This window comes from Streptomyces cellostaticus (genome assembly GCF_001513965.1).
GTDB classification, from domain to species: Bacteria; Actinomycetota; Actinomycetes; order Streptomycetales; family Streptomycetaceae; genus Streptomyces; species Streptomyces cellostaticus.
This window is the reverse complement of the sequence record NZ_KQ948037.1, coordinates 46,038-64,636: the sequence shown is the minus strand read 5'-3', so window position 1 is coordinate 64,636 and position 18,599 is coordinate 46,038. Positions and strand designations below refer to the sequence as shown.

The 18,599-nt window shown below is 71.4% G+C and carries 18 protein-coding genes; 11 read left to right on the top strand and 7 right to left on the bottom strand.

The window, feature by feature from the left end; genetic code table 11:
- The first annotated feature begins 99 nt into the window (after window positions 1-99).
- Window positions 100-957, top strand: coding sequence for a PHP domain-containing protein (locus AQI88_RS32305; RefSeq protein WP_067005962.1), 858 nt, complete (start codon window positions 100-102; stop codon window positions 955-957).
- Between the two features lie 68 nt (window positions 958-1,025).
- Window positions 1,026-1,631, top strand: coding sequence for a MarC family protein (locus tag AQI88_RS32300; RefSeq protein ID WP_067005960.1), 606 nt, complete (start codon window positions 1,026-1,028; stop codon window positions 1,629-1,631).
- A 44-nt stretch (window positions 1,632-1,675) separates the two neighbouring features.
- Here AQI88_RS32300 and AQI88_RS46845 read toward each other — a convergent pair whose 3' ends face one another.
- Window positions 1,676-1,828, bottom strand: a complete 153-nt coding sequence (locus AQI88_RS46845; RefSeq protein WP_167357496.1) for a hypothetical protein — start codon at window positions 1,826-1,828, stop codon at window positions 1,676-1,678.
- Window positions 1,829-2,031: 203 nt separating this feature from the next.
- Here AQI88_RS46845 and AQI88_RS32295 point away from each other — a divergent pair, with 203 nt between their 5' ends.
- On the top strand, window positions 2,032-2,928 hold the full coding sequence (locus tag AQI88_RS32295) for an NYN domain-containing protein (protein ID WP_067005958.1): 897 nt from the start codon (window positions 2,032-2,034) through the stop codon (window positions 2,926-2,928).
- Here the strand turns inward: AQI88_RS32295 and AQI88_RS32290 are convergent.
- Both AQI88_RS32290 and AQI88_RS32285 read right to left on the bottom strand, forming a co-directional pair.
- A complete protein-coding gene (locus AQI88_RS32290; protein ID WP_079057949.1) occupies window positions 2,925-3,818 on the bottom strand; it encodes an alpha/beta fold hydrolase in 894 nt (297 codons plus the stop codon). The genes AQI88_RS32295 and AQI88_RS32290 overlap by 4 nt on opposite strands.
- 116 nt (window positions 3,819-3,934) lie before the next feature.
- Window positions 3,935-6,655, bottom strand: coding sequence for a DEAD/DEAH box helicase (locus AQI88_RS32285; protein WP_067005956.1), 2,721 nt, complete (start codon window positions 6,653-6,655; stop codon window positions 3,935-3,937).
- Window positions 6,656-7,159: 504 nt separating this feature from the next.
- Here AQI88_RS32285 and AQI88_RS32280 point away from each other — a divergent pair.
- The gene (locus tag AQI88_RS32280; RefSeq protein ID WP_067005954.1) at window positions 7,160-7,906 is read left to right on the top strand and encodes a ferritin-like fold-containing protein; all 747 of its coding nucleotides are present in this window, start codon (window positions 7,160-7,162) and stop codon (window positions 7,904-7,906) included.
- Window positions 7,907-8,005: 99 nt separating this feature from the next.
- Here AQI88_RS32280 and AQI88_RS32275 read toward each other — a convergent pair whose 3' ends face one another.
- From AQI88_RS32275 to AQI88_RS32260, 4 genes are all read right to left on the bottom strand, one after another.
- Window positions 8,006-8,275 (bottom strand): hypothetical protein, encoded by a 270-nt coding sequence (locus AQI88_RS32275; protein WP_067005952.1) that lies wholly within the window; start codon window positions 8,273-8,275, stop codon window positions 8,006-8,008.
- A 193-nt stretch (window positions 8,276-8,468) separates the two neighbouring features.
- Window positions 8,469-8,696 carry a DUF3107 domain-containing protein gene (locus tag AQI88_RS32270; protein WP_067005950.1) on the bottom strand — a complete coding sequence of 76 codons (228 nt, stop codon included), beginning with the start codon at window positions 8,694-8,696 and terminating at the stop codon, window positions 8,469-8,471.
- A gap of 134 nt (window positions 8,697-8,830) precedes the next feature.
- Entirely contained in the window at window positions 8,831-9,472 is a 642-nt protein-coding gene (locus AQI88_RS32265) for a TetR/AcrR family transcriptional regulator (RefSeq protein WP_067005949.1), read from the bottom strand.
- 189 nt (window positions 9,473-9,661) lie between these two features.
- Window positions 9,662-9,883, bottom strand: a complete 222-nt coding sequence (locus AQI88_RS32260) for a hypothetical protein (protein WP_067005947.1) — start codon at window positions 9,881-9,883, stop codon at window positions 9,662-9,664.
- 223 nt (window positions 9,884-10,106) lie between these two features.
- On the opposite strand from AQI88_RS32260, the gene AQI88_RS32255 reads away from it, so the two are divergent.
- The 7 genes from AQI88_RS32255 to AQI88_RS32230 all read left to right on the top strand — a co-directional run bounded on the left by AQI88_RS32255 (window position 10,107) and on the right by AQI88_RS32230 (window position 18,417).
- A complete protein-coding gene (locus tag AQI88_RS32255) occupies window positions 10,107-11,165 on the top strand; it encodes an alpha/beta fold hydrolase (protein WP_067005945.1) in 1,059 nt (352 codons plus the stop codon).
- An 8-nt stretch (window positions 11,166-11,173) separates the two neighbouring features.
- Window positions 11,174-12,784: a DUF3152 domain-containing protein gene (locus AQI88_RS32250; protein WP_079057946.1), complete on the top strand. Its 1,611-nt coding sequence runs from the start codon at window positions 11,174-11,176 to the stop codon at window positions 12,782-12,784.
- 56 nt (window positions 12,785-12,840) lie between these two features.
- Window positions 12,841-12,936 (top strand): Ms4533A family Cys-rich leader peptide, encoded by a 96-nt coding sequence (locus AQI88_RS48870; protein WP_317933593.1) that lies wholly within the window; start codon window positions 12,841-12,843, stop codon window positions 12,934-12,936.
- A 154-nt stretch (window positions 12,937-13,090) separates the two neighbouring features.
- Window positions 13,091-14,809 carry an ABC transporter substrate-binding protein gene (locus AQI88_RS32245; RefSeq protein ID WP_067005941.1) on the top strand — a complete coding sequence of 573 codons (1,719 nt, stop codon included), beginning with the start codon at window positions 13,091-13,093 and terminating at the stop codon, window positions 14,807-14,809.
- Window positions 14,810-14,813: 4 nt separating this feature from the next.
- Window positions 14,814-15,833, top strand: a complete 1,020-nt coding sequence (locus AQI88_RS32240; protein WP_067005939.1) for an ABC transporter permease — start codon at window positions 14,814-14,816, stop codon at window positions 15,831-15,833.
- Entirely contained in the window at window positions 15,830-16,828 is a 999-nt protein-coding gene (locus AQI88_RS32235; RefSeq protein WP_067005937.1) for an ABC transporter permease, read from the top strand. The genes AQI88_RS32240 and AQI88_RS32235 overlap by 4 nt, the downstream gene beginning before the upstream one ends.
- A complete protein-coding gene (locus tag AQI88_RS32230; protein ID WP_067005935.1) occupies window positions 16,825-18,417 on the top strand; it encodes a dipeptide ABC transporter ATP-binding protein in 1,593 nt (530 codons plus the stop codon). Before AQI88_RS32235 ends, AQI88_RS32230 begins: the two co-directional genes overlap by 4 nt.
- Window positions 18,418-18,599: the final 182 nt, after the last annotated feature.

Here is an 18,599-nt window from a genome sequence, read left to right as displayed (position 1 = left end):
GTAGGGGGTGCTGATGGGGTGCGGGTGTGACAAGGCATCGCTGTCCTCCCGCTATCCTTAGGTGTCCCCTTCCATCCGTCATCGCCTGGAGTACGCGTCGTGCGCATCGACCTGCACTGTCACTCCACGGCCTCCGACGGTACGGACACCCCGGCCGAGCTGGTGCGGGGTGCCGCGGCGGCCGGTCTGGACGTCCTCGCGCTGACGGACCACGACACCACCCGTGGGTACGCCGAGGCGATCGCCGCGCTGCCCGAGGGGCTCACCCTGGTCACCGGTGCCGAGTTGTCCTGCCGTATCGACGGCATCTCCATGCACATGCTGGCCTACCTCTTCGATCCCGAGGAGCCCGCCCTGCTCGCCGAGCGCGAGCTGGTCCGGGACGACCGGGTGCCGCGGGCCCAGGGCATGGTCGCCAAGCTGAACGCGCTGGGCGTGCCGGTCACCTGGGAGCAGGTCGAGCGGATCGCCGCCGGCGGTTCCGTGGGGCGTCCGCATGTCGCCAGCGCGCTCGTCGAGCTGGGTGTGGTGCCCACGGTGAGCGACGCGTTCACCGAGGAGTGGCTGGCCGACGGCGGCCGGGCCTTCGTGGAGAAGCACGAGACCGACCCCTTCGAGGCGATCCGGCTGGTCAAGGGCGCGGGCGGCGTGGCCGTCTTCGCGCACCCGGCCGCCGCCAAGCGCGGCCGTACGGTGCCGGAGTCCGCGATCGCCGAGCTGGCCGCGGCCGGTCTGGACGGCATCGAGGTCGACCACATGGACCACGACGCCGACGCGCGGGCCCGTCTGCGGGGCCTCGCGAAGGAGCTGGGGCTGCTGGTCACGGGGTCCTCGGACTACCACGGCAGCCGCAAGAGCGTCTCGCTCGGCGAGTACACGACGGACCCCGAGGTGTACGGGGAGATCATTCGGCGGGCCACCGGCGCGTTTCCCGTCCCGGGGACCGGCGGGGCCTGAGACCCTCAGGGGTCGATCCCGCTCCACCTCACACCCGTTCTTCTTCCTGCAAGGCTTGTGCTTCCCCCATGTTCGACGTCGCTGTCTTCGGCTCTCTTTTCCTGACCCTTTTTGTCATCATGGATCCCCCCGGGATCACCCCGATCTTCCTCGCGCTGACCGCGGGGCGCCCCGCCAAGGTGCAGAAGCGGATGGCCTTCCAGGCCGTCTGTGTGGCGGGCGGGGTCATCGCCGTCTTCGGTGTCCTGGGCCACCAGATCCTGAACTATCTGCACGTCTCTGTCCCCGCGCTGATGATCGCGGGCGGTCTGCTGCTTCTGCTGATCGCGCTCGACCTGCTCACCGGCAAGACCGACGAGCCGAAGCAGACCAAGGACGTGAACGTCGCCCTCGTGCCGCTGGGCATGCCGCTGCTGGCGGGCCCCGGTGCCATCGTGTCCGTGATCCTGGCCGTCCAGAAGGCCGGCAGTGTGGCCACGCAGGTCTCGGTGTGGTCCGCGATCCTTGCGATCCACGTCGTGCTGTGGCTGGTGATGCGTTACTCGCTGCTGATCATCCGGGTCATCAAGGACGGCGGCGTGGTCCTGGTGACGCGGCTCGCGGGCATGATGCTCTCCGCGATCGCCGTGCAGCAGATCATCAACGGCGTCACTCAGGTGATCCGGGGGAGCTGAGACATGGCCTCGGCTCCCCCGGAAAGCTTGAGTGTCGCTGCCCGTTACGAGGCCGAGGCCTCGGCCGGGCGGATCCACAGGCGCTGTCCGATGGCGGCGGCCTGCTGAACGATCCGGTTGACGGAGGCGGCGTCCACGACGGTGCTGTCCACGGTGGTGCCGTCGACCTCGTCGAGTCGCATGATTTCGAAGCGCATGGCTTCTCCCTTCGTCTGGTCATCCTCCTGCGGAGAACTACTGGGTGTGACGTGGTGTCGTTCTAGTCAACGGGCTGCGTGTTACAAACATTCCCTACGCTAAAGAAATTTTTCGAACGACTAATTACCGACCGGTAAGCGGGTTAACGGGACTGACCGGGACCGGTTGTGTTCGCAGCGTGACGGCCGGGACAATGGAGACGATGAACGACGACCTGGCGGCCCTCACCGCCCGCATCGACCACACGAACGAGCTCCTGCAGCGCATGCTCGCCGAGGTGGCGAAGACGCCCTCGACCCACGCGATCTTCGTCGACGCGGGCTATCTGTACGCGGCGGCGGGCCGACTGGTCGCCGGGACCGAGGACCGCCGGGCCTTCGACCTCGATGCCGAGGGCCTGATCGACGCGCTCATCGACAAGGCACGCACGATCTTCGCGGACAGCCGCCTGCTGCGCGTCTACTGGTACGACGGCGCCCGCCGCCGCATCCACACCGCCGAGCAGCAGTCCATCGCCGAACTGCCCGACGTCAAGGTCCGCCTCGGCAATCTCAACGCCAACAACCAGCAGAAGGGCGTCGACTCCCTCATCCGCTCCGACCTGGAGTCCCTCGCCCGCCACCGCGCGATCAGCGACGCGGCCCTGCTCGGCGGCGACGAGGACCTGGTGTCGGCGGTGGAGGCGGCCCAGGGCTACGGTGCGCGCGTCCATCTGTGGGGCATCGAGGCACCCGAGGGCCGCAATCAGGCCGAGCCGCTGCTCTGGGAGGTCGACAGCCAGCGCACGCTCGACCTGGAGTTCTTCAAGCCGTACGTCGCCCGCCGCACGGCCGCCGCCTACGAGGCCGCCGCCGGGGCCCGGCCCACCCGCGAGGACGTCCGCTTCGTCGGCGCCCAGATCGCGGCGAAGTGGCTGGCCGCCCGGGGCCGCGAGTCCCTGGCCGACCTGCTGCCCGGCCACCCCCGCCTGCCCGGCTCCGTCGACCAGGACCTCCTGGTCGAGGCGGAGCGCCTGCTCCAGTACTCGCTACGCGGCCAGGGGGACCTGCGGCACGCCCTGCGGGAAGGTTTCTGGGAGCACCTTCAGACGCAGTACTAGAGCCTGCCCTGACCCTGGTCCGGGTGCGCGTCCCAGAAGGCGGCGATGGCGTCGGCCGTGGCGAGCGGCTGGTCGGTGTTGGGTGAGTGCTCGGCACCCTCGACGACCGTCCGCCGCGCCTTCAGCTGCTCCGCCATCCGGTCGAGCAGCGCCAGCGGCCAGGTGTCGTCCAGCGCACCCGACAGGACGTGGAACGGCAGCGGTACGGCGGCCAGTTCGGCGACGCGGTCCGGCTCGGCGCACAACTGGCGGCCGGTGGCGAGGAGTTGGGCGGGCCTGGTGCCCAGCCAGCGGCGCCGCAGATCCTCCCGGTTGTCCAGGCCGCCGTCGAGCTTCCCGGTGGCGGTCTCCTCGGGCGCCGACATCGACTGCATCGCCTCCCACACCTCGGCCATCGTCATCCCGGCGAGGGCGTCCCGCAGCAGCTGCACGCGCTGCTGCTGGGAGGCCGAGATCTGGGCCGGCCCCGAGGCCATCAGGGTGAGCGACCGGAACGGGGAGTGGTCCCTCAGCACGGCCGCGCGCGAGATCTGCCCACCCAGCGAGTGCCCCAGCAGATGCACGGGCCCGCCGACGGCCTCCGCCTGCGCCAGCACGTCCCGCGCCAACTCCTCCTGCGCGTACGCGGATTCGTCGTGCTCGGGGCCGTCCGACTCGTACTGCCCGCGCCCGTCCACGGCCACGGTCCGGTACCCGCGCTCGGCCAGCGGCACATGGAGCGGATTGAAGTCCTCCTTGCTCCCGGTGAACCCCGGCAGCAGCAGGGCGACGCCCCTGGGCTCGACCCCGGCGGCCACGGGCGCGTCGACGACGGCGAACTCACCGCGCGCGGTCCGCAGGGAGTACGCGCGGGCACCGGGGGGCGGGACGAAGGTGGCAGGCCTGCTCATGGGGAGAGGTTATCGGGCCTGTCGGGCGCGGGGGTGAGGCGGGGACGCCGACGGCCCGGTCCCACAGAGGTGGGACCGGGCCGTCGCGCTGTTCAGTTGGCGAGCCGATGCGCCGATCAGGCTTCGGCGGCCTCCACGGCCGCCGTCGTGGCCTTGCGGGTACGACGGCGCGGCTTGACCTCCGGCTCCTCGGTGGCCTGCGCCGGAATCTCCGCAGCCGCCGCCTCGGCAACGGCCTTGCGGGTCCGCCGCGGCTTGGGTGCAGCCGCCTCGACTCCGTCCACCGCGGTCTCTGCAGCGGCAGCGGCCTTCCGGGTCCGCCGCGGCTTGACCTCGGCTTCGGCAGCCTCCGGGGCGGCCGCAGCCGTCTTACGGGTGCGGCGCGGCTTGGCCTCGGCCTCCGGCTCCACCGCCTCCGGGGCGGCAACTGCCGTCTTGCGGGTGCGGCGCGGCTTGGCTTCAGTGCCTTCGGCCGTGTCCGCGGCAGCAGCGGCAGCGGTCTTGCGGGTCCGCCGCGGCTTGACCTCGGCTTCGTCCGCCGCCTCCGGAGCTGTGGCTGCCGTCTTGCGGGTGCGGCGCGGCTTGGCCTCGGCCTCCGTCGCCTCGGGGGCGGTGGCTGCCGTCTTGCGGGTGCGGCGGGGCTTGGTCGCCGGGGCGGCCTCGTCCGTGCTCTCGGCCGTCGCGACCGCGGCTTCGGCGGCCGGCTCGGCCGTCTTGCGCGTACGGCGGCGCGGCTTGGCCTCGGCCTCCGCCTCCACCGCCTCCGGGGCGGCAGCGGCAGCCTTGCGGGTGCGGCGCGGCTTGGCCTCCACGGTTTCCGCGGCGTCGACCGCTGCTTCCGCTGCGGGCTCGGCCGTCTTACGGGTGCGGCGCGGCTTGGCCTCGGCCTCCGTCGCCTCGGGGGCGGTGGCTGCCGTCTTGCGGGTGCGGCGGGGCTTGGTCGCCGGGGCGGCCTCGTCCGTGCTCTCGGCCGTCGCGACCGCGGCTTCGGCGGCCGGCTCGGCCGTCTTGCGCGTACGGCGGCGCGGCTTCGGCTCGGTCGCCTCGGCGGCGGCCTCGGGCTCGGCGGCCACCGGCGCGGGCTCGACCACCACAGGCGCCTCGGCCTGGGTCACCGGCGCCTCGGGTGCCTCGGCCGACTTCCGCGTGCGGCGGCGCGGCTTCGGCTCGGTCGCTTCGGCGGCGGCCTCGGGCTCGGCGGCCACCGGCGCGGGCTCGACCACCACAGGCGCCTCGGCCTGGGTCACCGGCGCCTCGGGTGCCTCGGCCGACTTCCGCGTGCGGCGGCGGCGCGGCTTCTCCGGGGCCTCCAGCGTGGTTTCCGGTCCCTCCGCCGTGTCCACGGCGACCTCGGGGGCCGCGGTCGTGGCAGCGGCCGTCAGCGCCTCAGCTGGGGCTCCGGCGCGCGTACGGCGACGGCGGCGCGGGGTGCGGGCCGCCGTGGGCTCCTCCGCGGTGCCGGTCTCGGCGGCCGGCGCCGTGGCGGTCGTAGCGGGGGAGGCGTCCAGCGGAGTACCGCTGCGCGTGCGGCGGCGACGGCGCGGCGTGCGCGCCGGGCGCTCCCGCTCGGCCGACGGGTCGGCAGCGGACTCGGCACGGCCACCGCGGCCGCCCCGGGCACCGCGACCGCGCGCACCGCGGCCGCCGGTCTCGCCCAGGTCCTCCAGCTCCTCCGCGTCGAGCCCGGCGCGGGTCCGCTCCGAGCGCGGCAGGGTGCCCTTGGTGCCCTCGGGGATGTCGAGGTCCGAGAACAGGTGCGGGGAGCTCGAGTACGTCTCCGCAGGGTCGTTGAAGTCCAGCTCCAGCGCCTTGTTGATCAGCTGCCAGCGCGGGATGTCGTCCCAGTCGACGAACGTGATGGCCGTACCCTTCGCGCCCGCGCGGCCGGTACGGCCGACGCGGTGCAGGTACGTCTTCTCGTCCTCGGGGGACTGGTAGTTGATGACGTGGGTCACGCCCTCCACGTCGATGCCGCGCGCGGCGACGTCGGTGCAGACGAGGACGTCCACCTTGCCGTTGCGGAAGGCGCGCAGGGCCTGCTCGCGGGCGCCCTGGCCGAGGTCGCCGTGGACCGCGCCGGAGGCGAACCCGCGGCGCTGCAACTGCTCGGCGATGTCGGCGGCCGTCCGCTTCGTACGGCAGAAGATCATCGCGAGCCCGCGGCCGTTGGCCTGCAGGATGCGGGCGACCATCTCCGGCTTGTCCATGGAGTGCGCGCGGTAGACGAACTGCTTGATGTTCGCGACCGTCGCGCCCTGGTCGTCCGGCGCGGTGGCGCGGATGTGGGTGGGCTGCGACATGTAGCGGCGCGCGAGGCCGATGACCGCGCCCGGCATGGTCGCGGAGAACAGCATGGTCTGGCGCTTGGCCGGAAGCATGTTGATGATCTTCTCGACGTCGGGCAGGAAGCCCAGGTCGAGCATCTCGTCGGCCTCGTCGAGGACCAGGCACTTGACGTGCTTGAGGTTCAGCTTCTTCTGGCCCGCAAGGTCGAGCAGGCGGCCCGGGGTGCCGACGACCACGTCGACGCCCTTCTTCAGGGCCTCGACCTGGGGCTCGTAGGCCCGGCCGCCGTAGATCGCCACCACGCGCACGTTACGGACCTTGCCGGCCGTCAGCAGGTCGTTCGTCACCTGCGTGCACAGCTCGCGCGTGGGGACGACGACGAGCGCCTGCGGGGCGTCGGTGAGGGCCTCGGGCTGCGCGCGGCCCGCCTCGACGTCGGCGGGAACGGTCACGCGCTCAAGGAGCGGAAGGCCGAAGCCCAGCGTCTTGCCGGTGCCGGTCTTGGCCTGGCCGATGACGTCCGTGCCGGAAAGGGCGACGGGGAGCGTCATCTCCTGGATGGGGAAGGGAGTGGTGATGCCGACGGCGTCCAGGGCCTCGGCGGTCTCGGGAAGGATTCCGAGTTCACGAAACGTCGTAGTCAGGGTGCTGCCTCTTCTGTGTGGCGCGGTGCGAGGCGAGCGCGGGGGTCATGACTGACCGTGCCGGGGACGTCGGCTGCCGTACGGACGAACCACTCGGGCAAGCCGTATGACACGGGACCTCTGCCGACGCTCTAGCGCTCGTACCGCTGAGGGTGTCCCTCCGGTCGTCGTACGTACTGAGTCGTACGGCCAGGGAGGGCTGTCGGGTCGGAGCCGATCGGGCCACCGACCGGGCATCCTCATACATGCGGCCTGTCGGGAGACGTCGACTACCGTCGACCCACTCAGCAGGCGCATTACCACCATACCCCGGATTCGCGCACATGCGATGGCCGATTTGGTCACGTAGTCGTGGTCACAGTGGGTGGCCAGGGACTTCCGAGGCGCGGCAAGCGGACTATTGTGCGCCTCATGACTAGCTCTGACAAGCCTGAGAACGCGTCCGCCGCCTCCGCCGAACCCACCGGTGTCGCCGCCCGGAACTGGGCGCAGGCCTCCGCCGACCCGCACTACCGTGCCGCGGTCGTGGACCTGCTCGGCGCGCTCGCGTACGGGGAGCTGGCGGCGTTCGAGCGGCTCGCGGAGGACGCCAAGCTGGCGCCGACGCTCGCGGACAAGGCGGAGCTGGCGAAGATGGCCTCGGCCGAGTTCCACCACTTCGAGCGGCTGCGGGACCGGCTGACCGAGATCGGCGAGGAGCCGACCGGGGCGATGGAGCCGTTCGTTGCGGCCCTGGACGGCTTCCACAAGCAGACCGCGCCCTCGGACTGGCTGGAGGGCCTGGTCAAGGCGTACGTCGGCGACTCGATCGCCAGCGACTTCTACCGGGAGGTCGCGGCCCGTCTGGACTCCGACACGCGCGAGCTGGTCCTCGCCGTCCTCGACGACACCGGGCACGCCGGTTTCGCGGTGGAGAAGGTGCGTGCGGCCATCGACGCCGACCCGCGGGTCGGCGGGCGGCTGGCGCTGTGGGCGCGCCGTCTGATGGGGGAGGCGCTCTCGCAGTCGCAGCGGGTGGTCGCCGACCGGGATGCGCTGTCCACGATGCTCGTGGGCGGTGTGGCCGACGGGTTCGATCTCGCGGAGGTCGGCAGGATGTTCTCGCGGATCACGGAGGCGCACACCAAGCGGATGGCTGCGCTGGGCTTGGCGGCGTAGCGCCCTGTGAAGGACCGGTTCGGCCGTCTCGCGGCCGGGGGTTGTGTGTGGCTGGTCGCGCAGTTCCCCGCGCCCCTGACGGCTGCGCCGTCGGGGCGGCTACGCCGTCGCTGATCGTCGGCGCAGGTGGCCTGACGGGCGCAGCAGCAGGGACAGGGAGGCGGCCGAGACGATCGCGGCGCCCAGGAGGCTCAGCAGGATGCTGCCGGGGCCCAGGGCGCTGTGGGTGACGAAGTCACCGAAAAGGGCTCCGGCGATGCCGGTCGAGAACACCAGGGGGCGGGCGGGCAGCCGGTGTGAGAGCCGGTGGGTCGCCGCCCAGGCGAGAGCAAGACCCAGCAAGGCGGATCCGAGTGCTTCCAGGATCATTTCGGGGTCCCTCCCACGGCCGGCCTGTGCGTGACGGTCGTAGCCCGTCATACCCGTGACCTGCGGATTGCAATCCTCCCCTGTGGGCGATTTGTGCTCCATCCGTGCACCCGCCCAAGCGGGGAAAGGGCCCGGCGGCCCCATGGAAAAGGGCCCGGCGGCACAGTGCCGCCGGGCCCTTTTCCGACTGGACCTACAGTGCGCCGAAGCCCACCTTGCGGACGGTCGGCTCGCCGATCTCCACGTACGCCAGGCGGTCCGTCGGGACCAGGACCTTGCGGCCCTTCTCGTCCTGGAGGCTCAGCAGCTGCGTCTTGCCGGCCAGTGCCTCCGACACCAGACGCTCGACCTCCTCGACGCTCAGACCGCTCTCCAGAACGATCTCGCGGGGCGCGTGCTGCACGCCGATCTTGACCTCCACGGCTATGTCCCTCCGACGGTCAGTGATGTGCGCGATCTTCCGCGCCGTACGCAGCACACATTAGCCCGGCGAGGGGACGTACACGCTGTGGGCCGGAACGCCAACAGCGAACACCCCGGGGGAACAAACGGCCGTCAGTGGTGCTCGGTGCCGTGCAGCGGGAAACCGGCGATGCCCCGCCAGGCCAGTGAGGCCAGCAGCTGCACCGCCTGGTCGCGCGGCACACTGCGGTCGCTGTGCAGCCAGGAGCGCGCCACCACCTGGGCGAGACCGCCGAGGCCGGAGGCGAGCAGCATCGACTCGGCGCGCGAGAGGCCCGTGTCCTCGGCGATGACGTCGCAGATCGCCTCGGCGCACTCGTTGGTGACCTTGTCGACTCGCTCGCGCACCGCGGGCTCGTTCGTCAGGTCCGACTCGAAGACCAGACGGAAGGCGCCGCCGTCGTCCTCGACGTACGCGAAATAGGCGTCCATGGTCGCCCGCACGCGCTGCTTGTTGTCGGTCGTCGAGGCGAGCGCACCGCGCACGGCCTGGATCAGCGACTCGCAGTGCTGGTCCAGCAGGGCGAGGTAGAGGTCGAGCTTGCCGGGGAAGTGCTGGTAGAGCACCGGCTTGCTGACTCCGGCCCGCTCGGCGATGTCGTCCATCGCGGCCGCGTGGTAGCCCTGTGCGACGAAGACCTCCTGGGCGGCGCCCAGCAGCTGGTTCCGTCGGGCTCGGCGCGGCAGACGGGTGCCACGTGGGCGTACCGCCTCAGTTTGCTCGATGGCTGTCACGCCGCCTCCCAAAGTCGTCCACATGCGGTATCGGCCGCGCGGCCATCGTACTTTTCGGTAACCGTGGTGTGCGCGGTGCGAGCGCAGAATTTCACGTACCGGACGGCGACGAAAGCCGCGAAGCCCGCCCAAAGGAGCCGGAGCAGCGGCCGGCGGGGTCCCGCGCGACCCCCATGAGGTCCTGCAAGGTCAGCGGTAGTCGTCCTCGTCGATCGAGACCACGCGCGCCTGTTCGATGAGATCGGCCTCGTTCCCGCGGTCCGGGTCTCCTGTCAGGGGCTCGTCGTGATCCGGTGCGAGGTCGGCGTTCTGCTCGACGGAGTCGCCCTCGGGGGCCTCGACGTCGATCTCCGGGGTGTTCTCGGCTTCCAGATCCTCGATCGTGTCGGGCTGGATGGGGTCATAGGCCATGGTGGGCTCCCTTCCTACGAACATCCCTGGAAGCAGCAGGGACCACATACGGGTGCCCCTGTACGAGCCTAGGAGACACCTGATCCGGACGCCATGCCGTGGACGCCCGTTCGCCGCGCGGTTCTCCGGTCCTGCCCGATCTCCGGTCCTGTCCGACACGGCGAGCCTCGCCTGTGACGGCGAACACATGAACCACAGCGTGATCGTCTCGTAACATTGCCGCATGTCTTCGACCGAGTCGCCGTCCGTGCCGGCCGCAAGTGTGCTTCCCAGGGTGGCGCCCGTCCGGGTCGGCGAGGGCGAGCGGCTGCGGTCGGTGGGGCTGCCGGGGGCCACCCTGTCCGTGCGTTCGCGGCACCCCGCGCGCGAGGGCCTGCCGCCCGCGCTGTTCGTCCACGGGCTCGGCGGTTCCTCGCAGAACTGGTCGGCGCTGATGGCGGAACTGGACGGCCTCGTCGACAGCGAGGCGGTCGATCTGCCCGGCTTCGGCGACTCCCCGCCCCCGGACGACGGCGACTACTCCGTCACCGGGCACGCGCGCGCCATCATCCGCTATCTCGACGCCGCCGAGCGCGGTCCGGTCCACCTCTTCGGCAACTCCCTCGGCGGAGCGGTCGCCACCCGCGTCGCCGCCGTACGCCCCGACCTCGTCCGGACGCTCACGCTGGTCTCGCCCGCCCTGCCGGAGCTGCGCGTGCAGCGGACCGCGGTGCCGACGGCGCTGCTGGGCGTGCCCGGCATCGTCGTGCTGTTCAACCGGCTCACCAAGGAGTGGACGGCCGAGCAGCGCGTGAGCGGCGTGATGGCCCTGTGCTACGGCGATCCGGGGCGGGTGTCGCCCGAGGCGTTCCGGCATGCAGTGGAGGAACTGGAGCGGCGGCTTCAACTGCCGTACTTCTGGGACGCGATGGCACGCTCGGCGCGGGGGCTCGTCAACGCCTACACCCTCGGCGGCCAGCACGGGCTGTGGCGTCAGGCCGAGCGCGTGCTCGCGCCGACCCTTCTCATCTACGGCGGCCGTGACCAGCTGGTCGGCTTCCGCATGGCCCGCAGGGCCGCCCGTTCCTTCCGCGACTCCCGCCTGCTGTCCCTGCCGGAGGCCGGGCATGTGGCGATGATGGAGTACCCGGAGGTGGTGGCCGGCGCTTTCCGGGAACTCCTTGCGGAGGCGGGCGAGTTGGGCGACACGGGCGAAGCGCGAAGTGGTGCCGGCGAGGTCGCGGCGCCGGGTGCCGGTTCCGCCGGGGGCGGCGATGTCGCCGCCATGGGCGCGGGGAGCTGAGGGCACAGGTGGGACGCCACAGCCGCCGCGGACCGGCCCCCAAGGACGACTCCGCGGACATAGCCGCACAGCGAGACGAACGGAGCCCGGCCGCCGGCCCGCCCCGGACAGCCCAGCAGCCCGGCCTGCCCGGCCAGCGCCAGGCGCCGGGAGGAGGCGCCTACGCCTACGGGCCACCGCGCACCGCCCAGGGCGCGCCCGGGTTCCCGCCGGGCACACCTGCCCACGGCGTGCCTCGCTTTCCTGACGGAACTCCGGCTCATGGGGTGCCTCGCTTTGCCGACGGAAGTCCGGCTCACGGGGTGCCGCGGTACGCCGAGGGCACGCCGGCCCAGGGTGGTCCCCGGCTTCCCGACGGCACGCCTGTGCATGGCGTACCGCGGCTTCCCGACGGCACCCCCGCGCACGGTGTGCCGGGGCTGGCCAGTGGTGCTCCGCGCGCTCGGGGCGGGCACCCCGAGCAGCGCGAAGGCGGGGGTGGCTGGGGTGAGTTCGCGGGGCCGGCCGGTGGCGGGGCCGGGGTTGCTTCCGGGGTGAGGCCGGGTGCGGGCGGGCCCGGTGTCACTCTTCCGCGACAGCGGCAAGGGCAAGGGCCAGGGCAAAGGCAGGAACAGGGGCAGCGGCAGGGCCGGCGCGGTCGTTCGGGCGGCGGGCCCCGGCAGGACTACCTCGATGCCTTCGAGGGGGACGTCGACGTCTTCGCGCCCCGTTCCGGCGGCGGGACCGCCGAGGCGCAGGAGTCGTACAGCCCCGGTGCGGACACGGCTGGCGCCGGGGCCGGTGACGGCGACGGCGCGCCGCCCACCGGTGTGCCCGCGCAGCGCACGGGCGGCAAGGGGCGGGCCTTCACGGGCATCGCGGCCGCCGCCGTGACCACCGTGCTCGCGGTCGTCGTCGCCGTGCAGGTCGCCGATGACCGGGACGGCACGGGCGTACGGTCGCAGTCCGCCGCCGACCAGGCGCGCGACGCCCGGGCCCCCGGGCAGACGACCCCGTCCGCCTCGCCGAGCCCGGCGGTGCTGACGTACGAGCAGAAGATGGGCACGAAGTACCCGCTCAGCGCCACGCTGACGGCCTCGGGGAAGTTCGAGGCCGTCCCGGGCTTCGACAAGGCGCCCGGCAGGGGGCAGAAGTACACCTACCGCGTGGACGTCGAACAGGGACTCGGCCTGGACGGCGAGCTGTTCGCCGAGGCCGTGCAGAAGACGCTCAACGACAACCGCAGCTGGGCCCACGGCGGCGTCCGTACCTTCGAGCGGATCTACTCCGGCAAGCCCGACTTCGTGATCACGCTCGCCAGCCCCGGCACCACCGCCAAGTGGTGTGCCAAGTCCGGCCTGGACACCACGGAGGACAACGTCTCCTGCGACTCCGCGTCCACCGAACGCGTGATGATCAACGCCTACCGGTGGGCGCAGGGCAGCAAGACATACGGGGACAAAATCTACCCATACCGGCAGATGCTCATCAATCACGAGGTCGGCCACCGGCTCGGCCACGGCCATGTGACGTGCCAGAAGGACGGCGAACTCGCCCCGGTCATGCAGCAGCAGACCAAGTTCCTCGACCACGACGGAATCCACTGCCTGCCCAACCCCTGGCCCTATCCCAGGAGTTGACGGCTGCCGCTCATGTCACATTGACATGAGTCGATGGTTCGTTCATATTTTTGCGCATGTGGTCTAGTCATGCCGTCTCCGACAGCGCCGCCATCGAGCTGGCGCTGATCGGCGTGACCGCGCTCTGTGTAGCCGACATCCACTGTCGCTGACGCCGCCTCCTGGCGTTCGCGTCGCGACTTCTTCTCCCTTCCGTCCGTGACCGTGTCACGGATTTTTCGACGACCCGACGCCGGGGCCGACGTCTGTTCACAGTCGTCTCATTTATCGTCCACTTGTCTCAGTATCCGAGAGGTCGTCATTCCGATGCGTCAACCGTCCGTCATAGCGCGCCGCGTGGCAGCGGCATCCGTCAGCCTGGTCGTGGCAGCGGGCGCCGCTGCCTGCGGCCCGAAGGACAACGATGCCAAGGGCTCCGGCGGCGACTCCACGCCGCACAAGGGCGGCACGCTCACGGTGCTGAACTCCGAGCCGCAGACCGACTTCGACCCCGCCCGCCTCTACACCTCCGGCGGCGGCAACGTCCCGTCCCTGGTCTTCCGTACGCTCACCACGCGCAACCGTGAGAACGGCGCGGCCGGTGCCAAGGTCGTCCCGGACCTGGCCACCGACACCGGGCGCCCCAACAAGGACGCGACCGTGTGGACGTACACCCTGAAGAAGGGCCTCAAGTACGAGGACGGCACCCCGATCACCTCGGCCGACATCAAGTACGGCATCGAGCGCTCCTTCGCCCCCGAACTCTCCGGCGGCGCCCCCTACCTGCGCGACTGGCTGGCCGGCGCGGCCGACTACCAGGGCCCGTACAAGGACAAGAAGGGCCTCTCGGCGATCGAGACGCCGGACGAGCGGACCATCGTCTTCCACCTGGACAAGCCCGAGGGCGAGTTCCCGTTCCTCGCCACGCAGACGCAGTTCACCCCGGTCCCGAAGGCCAAGGACACGGGCACCAAGTACGAGGAGCACCCGGTCTCGTCCGGCCCCTACAAGGTCGTCAAGAACGAGAACGACGGTGAGCACGTCGTCCTGGAACGCAACACGAACTGGTCCACGGCCGTCGACGCCGAGCGCAAGGCCTACCCGGACACCATCGACGTGCGCTCCGGCCTCGACTCCTCCGTGATCAACCAGCGGCTGTCCGCGTCCCAGGGAGCGGACGCGGCCGCGGTCACCACGGACACCAACCTCGGCCCGGCCGAACTCGCCAAGGTGACCGGCGACAAGGAGCTGGCCGCGCGCGTGGGCACCGGCCACTTCGGCTACACCAACTACATCGCCTTCAACCCGAAGGTGAAGCCGTTCGACAACCCCAAGGTGCGGCAGGCGATCTCGTACGCCGTCGACCGTTCGTCCGTCGTCAACGCGGCCGGCGGTTCGGCGCTCGCCGAGCCCGCCACCACCTTCCTGCCCGACCAGAAGTCCTTCGGCTACACGCCCTACGACCTCTTCCCGGCGGGCAAGACCGGCAACGCGGCCAAGGCCAAGGAGCTGCTGGCCCAGGCCGGCTTCAAGAACGGCCTGACCGTCACGCTGACCCATTCGAACGACAAGAACTTCGAGACCAGCCCGGAGATCGCCACCGCCCTCCAGGACGCCCTGAAGAAGGCCGGCATCACAGTCAAGCTCCAGGGCTTGGAGGACAACGACTACCGGGACAAGATCCACAGCGTGAAGACCGAGCCCGGCTTCTTCCTCGCCCACTGGGGTGCCGACTGGCCCTCCGGCGGCCCCTTCCTCGCCCCGATCTTCGACGGCCGGCAGATCGTCAACGATGGAGCGAACTTCAACACGGGCCTGCTGAACGACAAGTCGGTCAATGACGAGATTGACGCGATCAACAAGTTGACCGACCTTGACGCGGCCGCCAAGCGGTGGGGTGCACTGGACAAGAAGATCGGCGAGCAGGCCCTCGTCGTGCCGTTGTTCCACCCGGTCTACAAGCGCCTGTACGGCTCGGACGTCAAGAACATCGTCATCAGCGACTGGACCGGCGTCCTCGACATCTCCCAGGTCGCGGTGAAGTAAGGCCGTGAGCGAGGCACTTGTCGCCTCCCAGCCCCCCGGGACGGACACACCCGTCCCGGGGGCTTCGGGGGCCCGTCAGTTCTGGCGGCGGCTGCGGGCACAGCGCGCCGCCCTGGTCGCCGCGGCCGTCGTCGCACTGCTCGTCCTGGTCGCGCTCGCCGCGCCGCTGCTCACCGCCCTGGAGGGCCAGGACCCGACCACGTACCACCCCTCCCTGATCGACTCCGCGCGCGGAGGCGTGCCCATCGGCTCCTTCGGCGGCATCAGCGCCGACCACTGGCTGGGCGTCGAACCGCAGACCGGGCGCGACCTGTTCGCGCGGCTGGCCTACGGGGCACGGGTTTCACTCGCTGTCGCGCTGGCGGCCACGGTGTTGCAGGTCTTCCTCGGCATCGTGATCGGCGTGGCCTCCGCACTCGGCAACCGATGGGTTGATCAACTGTTGAGCCGTGTCACGGACATCATCGTGGCCCTGCCGTTGATGATCATGTCGTTGGCACTGCTGGCGATCGTGCCGTCGAGCTTCCCGCGGCCCGTCCTCGTCAGCCTGGTCATCGGCCTGATCGCCTGGGGCAACATCGCGAAGATCGTGCGCGCCCAGACCCTCACCCTCAAGGGCCTCGACTACGTCCTGGCCGCCCGGCTCAGCGGCTGGGGCGCCTGGCGGATCGCCCGCCGCGAGCTGCTGCCAGGCCTCGCCGCGCCCGTGATCACGTACGCCGCGCTGCTGGTGCCCACGAACATCTCCGCCGAGGCGGCCCTGTCCTTCCTCGGTGTCGGCGTGAAGCCGCCGACGCCCTCGTGGGGGCAGATGCTCACCGCCGCCGACGTCTGGTACCAGGCGGCCCCGCAGTACCTGCTGCTGCCGGCCGGCGCCCTGTTCGTCACCGTCCTCGCCCTCACCGTCCTCGGCGACGGCGTGCGCACCGCCCTCGACCCGCGCGCGGCCTCCCGCCTGCGCGTCGGCACCGGCCGCAGGAACGAGACCGGCGGCGCCGGGACCGGGAAGGAGGAGACCTCATGAGCGGCTTCGGTGGATTCCTGCTGCGCCGGGCCGTGGGCACGGCGGTCACCCTGCTCGCCATCTCGGTGCTCGTCTACGTCGTCTTCTACGCCACCCCCGGCAACGTCGCCCAGATCACCTGCGGCCCGCGCTGCTCGCCGGAACAGGTGCACCAGGTCGCCCAGCAGCTGAAGCTCGGCGACCCGCTCTACCTGCGCTACTGGCACTTCCTGGAGGGCATCTTCGTCGGCCAGGACTACTCGACCGGCACCTCGGTGGCACACTGCCCGGCACCCTGCCTGGGGCTGTCGTACCAGAGCGACCAGCAGGTGATGGACATCATCCTGACCAAGCTGCCGGTCAGCCTGTCCCTCGTCCTCGGCGCGATGGTGCTGTGGCTGGTGATCGGCGTCGGCACCGGCGTGCTGTCCGCCTGGCGGCGCGGCCGGTTCTCCGAGCGCGTACTGACCGCCGTCACGCTCGCCGGCTGGGCCACCCCCGTGTTCGTCCTCGGCCTCGTCCTGATGATCGTCGTCTGCGGCGAACTCCAGCTGCTGCCGTTCCCGCAGTACGTGAACTTCGCCGACGACCCCGAGCAGTGGGCGTGGAACCTGCTGCTGCCCTGGCTGTCGCTCGCCCTGATCGAAGCGGCCGCCTTCGCCCGGCTCACCCGGGCGGCGATGCTGGAGACGCTCGCCGAGGACCACATCCGCACCTTCCGCGCCTACGGCGTGGGCGAGCGCGCGATCGTCGGCCGGCACGCCCTGCGCGGCGCCCTGGCGCCCGTCATCGCGCTGAACGCCAACAACGTCGGCTCGGCCGTCGGCGGCGCCGTCCTCACCGAGACCCTGTTCGGCCTGCCCGGTATCGGCCAGGAGCTGGTGCACGCGGTGAAGGTCGTCGACCTGCCGGTCGTCGTCGGCATGGTCCTGGTCGTCGGCTTCTTCGTGGTCATCGCCAACGCCGTCGCGGACGTCCTGTACGCGGTGGCCGACCGACGGGTGGTACTCGCATGAGCCTGGTGGAAGTCACGGACCTGACGGTCGAGTTCGGCTCGCTGCGGGCCGTGGACGGGCTCTCCTTCCGCCTGGCGGAGGGGGCCGCCCTAGCGCTGGTCGGCGAGTCCGGCTCCGGCAAGTCCACGGTCGCCGGCGCCCTGCTGGGCCTGCACCGGGGCACCGGAGCACGGGTCGGCGGCTCGGTCCACGTCGCCGGCACCGACGTCCAGCAGGCCTCGGACGGGGAACTGCGGCGGCTGCGCGGCGCCAAGGCCGCCATGGTCTTCCAGGACCCGCTGTCCTCGCTCGACCCGTACTACGCGATCGGCGACCAGATCGCCGAGGTGTACCGCGTGCACACGCGCGCGTCACGACGCGCCGCACGCGCGCGTGCCGTCGAGGTGCTGGAGAGGGTTGGAATTCCGGACGCACGGCGCCGGTCCCGGTCCCGCCCGCACGAGTTCAGCGGCGGCATGCGCCAGCGCGCCCTCATCGCCATGGCCCTGGCCTGCGAACCGGACCTGCTGATCGCCGACGAGCCCACGACGGCCCTCGACGTCACCGTCCAGGCCCAGATCCTCGACCTGCTGCACACGCTGCGCGAGGAGACCGGCATGGGCCTGCTGCTCGTCACCCACGACGTGGGCGTCGCCGCCGAGAGCGTCGACGAGGTGCTGGTCATGCGGCACGGCAAGGCCGTGGAACACGGCCCGGTCGGCACGGTTCTGGGGGCGCCCGCGCAGGCGTACACCCGCGAACTGCTCGGCGCCGTCCCGCGCGTGGACGCGCCGCGCGCCGCCGTGGCCGAGGCGTCCGACGAGGTCGTCCTGGAGGCGACCGGCCTCAGGCGCGAGTTCGGGCGCGGCAGGACGGCCTTCACGGCCGTGGACGACATCTCGCTGACCGTCCGCCGGGGCGAGACCCTGGGGATCGTGGGGGAGAGCGGCAGCGGCAAGACGACGCTGGGCCGCATGCTGGTCGGGCTGCTGCCGCCCACCGCTGGAGGCATCCGCTACGACGGGCGCCCGCACACCGGCGTGAACCCGGCCGTGCAGATGGTCTTCCAGGACCCGGTCTCCTCCCTCAACCCCCGCCGCAGCGTGGGCGAGTCCATCGCCGACCCGCTCCGCGCGCGCGGGGAACACGACGAGCGCATCCGGGGGCGCGTGCTCGAACTGCTGGAGCGCGTGGGGCTCGAAGCGGCGCACTACGACCGCTACCCGCACGAGTTCAGCGGCGGACAGCGCCAGCGCGTGGGCATCGCACGGGCGCTCGCCGCCGATCCGCGTGTCATCGTCTGCGACGAGCCCGTCTCCGCGCTCGACGTCACCACGCAGGCCCAGGTGGTCGCCCTGCTCGGCGAGTTGCAGCGGGAACTCGGCCTCGCGCTCGTGTTCATCGCGCACGACCTGGCCGTCGTCCGCCAGGTCAGCGACCGGATCGCGGTGATGCGCCGCGGACAGGTCGTCGAGTCCGGACCCGTCGACGAGGTGTACGACACCCCGCGCGAGCCGTACACCAAGCAGCTGCTCGCCGCCGTGCCCGCGCTCGACCCGGAGCTGGCCGCCCAGCGGCGCGCCGCCCGACGGGAGCTGGCCGTGGCGTAACGTTTCGTACGTGAGCAATCACCCTGTGATCTCATAGCGCGACGGAACGCGGTCCGCACGCGAAAGTTACGACCGTTCACCCCTTTTGGTGGCGCGATGGACAACCGTCCGTCGCGCCACCGCCTTGTCCGCATACGTTCTTCCCGCTGCGAGCCGCCGGGACCAGGGCGGCTCCCACTCAC